The organism is Nitrospirota bacterium (assembly GCA_016214385.1).
GTDB lineage: Bacteria > Nitrospirota > Thermodesulfovibrionia > UBA6902 > JACROP01 > JACROP01.
In genome coordinates, this window is sequence record JACROP010000045.1 from 1 (window position 1) to 3215 (window position 3215).

Here is a 3215-nt window from a genome sequence, read left to right on the forward strand (position 1 = left end):
CATCAATAGACGGTTTTTACACAGGGAGTACATTTACATATGCCTCCACAACTTCTGGGCCGTTTGTAAAAGCTTGGACACACAAAATAACTGAGCCACTTGCACTTCAAGCCATTGCTGACAAATCTGCGTTAATAAAATTAACAGCAAATGTCGGTAAACTCGATGAAGTTCACTTTTCTTTTATTGGTGGTAGTGGCGTGGTTGCCCCTGAGCCAATAACAATGGCTCTCGTTGGTGCGGGGATGGCAGGGCTCCCATTTGCAGGACGTTTTAGAAGATTTATAAAAAGACGCAAGTAATTAATTGAATCATGGATGGGTAGCCATAACTTCAATGCAAGATTGGAGTTATGGCTGCTTTATAGAGTGGAGCCCCTTGTAAGGTTTCATTTACGTTAATAGGTCAGCCCCGAAGCTTCGGGGCTGCATGAAAAAATCACTGATTTTCAACATGAAATGAGGCAATATGCCTTGTCTACTGGGTTTAGGGATTTTGCAAGAGTTTCTATAGTTTTGTTTGAGGAGATATTTTTGAATTTGAGATATAGAGGAAGCATATTTTTAATAATCAGTATAATCATGGGCGTGATTACCATGAAGTGTTATCTGGCCTTTGCTGAGGATTATCTTGTTGGTAGTCAGGATGTCTTGAAGATTACAGTCTATGAGCATCCGGACCTTACAACAGTGGTAAGGGTTAGTGAAGAGGGAAAGATAACTTTCCCTTTAATAGGCGAATTAGAGGTGAAAAACCTGAGCGTTCAACAGATAGAAAAGAGTATAGCCAAAGGGCTCTCTGCAGGATATATTACAAACCCTCAGGTTACGGTCTTCATCGAACAGTATAAAGGCCAGAAGGTAACAGTCATCGGAGAGGTGACAAAACCAGGCCAGTATGAGATTACCGGCCCTACTTTTGTTTCAGATGCAATCTCTATGGCATTTGGAATGACAAAAGACGCAGGTTACGCTATAACCCTGCTCAGAAAAGAGTCAACAGAACGTGGTGTACATTATAAGAAGATTTTTATAGATGTGGACAGATTATTTAAGGATGGCGATTTTACCCATAATGTCAAGCTACAGGACAGAGATGTAATTTATGTCCCGAGGGTTGAATTCTTTTACATATACGGCGAGGTTAATAAACCCGGTGTTTACAGAATAGAAAAGGGCCTTACCATTAAAAGGGCCGTATCCATAGCAGGCGGCTTCACGCCAAAGGCATCAAAAAGCAGGATAGAGATTACAAGGCGTCAAGGAGAAAAAGACGTTATTAAAAATGGGACTCTCGATGAGCTTGTGCAAATGGATGATGCCATTATGATAAAGGAGAGTATATTCTGAGATGGAGATAAGCCGGTATTGGGAAATCATAAAAGAAAGGAAATGGATTGTTATTGCGGCCTTTTTAACAACCGTGTTAGCTACATTTGTCGGCTCTCTCCTGTGGCCTCCACAATATGAGGCAACAGCTACTCTGGTCCTCGATTACGACAGCAGTAATCCTATGAATTTAAGCGTTTTACCCACAGCAGTTATTCCCCAGTCCGCTGAATACATAAACACCCAGATAGAAATTATCAAGAGCAGGAAGATCGCTATTGGAGTAGTTGACTTCCTGAAGCTTGACAAACACCCGGACATTATAAAAGAGTTCAATAAAGCAAGAGAGAAAAACCCTATTTTCTTCTGGAAAAGCGATAAAAATCTGGACATCAAGAACTGGCTTGCCGACGAATTTCTTTCCGAATATATAAAGGTTGAACCTGCAAGGGATGCAAGGTTTCTGTATATAAAATTTTATTCTTCGGACCCTGACTTTTCAGCAGCAGTGGTCAATGCCTATGCGAAAGTTTATACAGACCATAACCTGGAACTTAAAGTATTACCTTTCAGGGAGGCAGGTAAATGGTTTTCAGACAAGCTCAACGATGCAAAGGGAAAGGCAGATGAGGCCAGTGGGCAGTTACGGGAATATCAGAAAAAAAAGGGGATTGTCTCCCACGAGGGGAGGTATTACGATGATGCAGTTCAGAGACTGGAGCAGATTAACAGGGAGATGGTGGCTGCAAAAACAAAGCTTTATGAGTCAAAGGTAGCTATGCGCCGGGCGGAGGAGAGCAAGGGCTCATACGAAAGTCTTCCTGAGGTGCTCTCTAATGCCTTTATACAAAGCCTCAAGGCAGAAAGGGTAAAGTTTGAAACAGGCCTTTCAGAACTCTCAGGAAAAGTAGGGACAAAACATCCCCAGTATTTAAGGCTTCAATCAGAACTTCAAACCATAAATGAAAAGCTGAATGCTGAGATAAATAATATAATTGATGCCATTAAAAAGGATTACAATTCGGCCAGTGAAAGGGTAAAGGCATTGGAAAAAGCAGTAGCAAACTTTAAAAGTGAAGCTATGAACTTAAATATTTCCCGATATGAGATGGACTCTCTTAACAAAGAGTCAGAGGCATTCAAGCAGGCATACGATGCTGTTCTTAAAAAATTCAATGAGACTGCTTTGCAGAGTGATATAAACAGGACTAATGTTTTTCTTATAGATGCTGCCGTTGCTCCAACCGAAAAATACCGTCCGAAATTATTATTAAACATGGTTCTATCTGTATTAGTAGGATTGTTTTTAGGTATTGGCCTTGCCTTCTTTTTTGAATACATGGACGATACAATTAAATCCGGTGAAGTAATAGAAAAGGAATTCGGTATTCCTGTATTGGGGACAATTACAGCAGTGGGGGAAAAATAAGATGACCGGGGATGGGAAAGAGGCTCTGCTGAAGGAATTGCTTAAGAGACAGACTCTTTATAACGTGGCCCTCAAGGAGGGAATGGATAAAGATGCAGAACTACAAAGAGAGACGAATCCAACCAGTCTGATGACAAAACCTCAAGTAAGCAACATCGGAGACATTCTGTTGAGTTCCGGGAAGATAAGCCATGATGCCCTGGAACGAATAATTGCGTTACATAAGCAGGAGGGAATCCTTTTTGGAGAGGCTGCTATTAAATTAGGCCTCGTAACCGAAGAGGATGTGACATGGGCACTTGCATCCCAGTACTCTTACCCCTATATCAGGGGAGAGGATACCACTATTGCAAGAGAAGTAGTTGCAGTTCACCAGCCGTTCAGCTTACATGTTGAGTCATTCCGCTCCATAAGGAGCGGAATAATGCCTTCAGGAGCTGGAAGTGTCACAAAGACTA

At 41.6% G+C, this 3215-nt stretch carries 4 protein-coding genes; all 4 read left to right on the forward strand.

Going from position 1 to position 3215, the window contains the following annotated elements; all coding sequences use genetic code 11:
- A partial coding sequence (locus HZC12_03045; protein MBI5025703.1) for a PEP-CTERM sorting domain-containing protein occupies positions 1-302 on the forward strand: 302 nt, incomplete at its 5' end.
- A 171-nt stretch (positions 303-473) separates the two neighbouring features.
- Complete coding sequence (locus HZC12_03050) at positions 474-1349, forward strand: SLBB domain-containing protein (GenBank protein ID MBI5025704.1); 876 nt, start codon at positions 474-476, stop codon at positions 1347-1349.
- A 1-nt stretch (position 1350) separates the two neighbouring features.
- Positions 1351-2757: a hypothetical protein gene (locus HZC12_03055; protein ID MBI5025705.1), complete on the forward strand. Its 1407-nt coding sequence runs from the start codon at positions 1351-1353 to the stop codon at positions 2755-2757.
- Between the two features lies 1 nt (position 2758).
- The coding region (locus tag HZC12_03060) for a hypothetical protein (protein MBI5025706.1) at positions 2759-3215 on the forward strand (457 nt) is incomplete at its 3' end.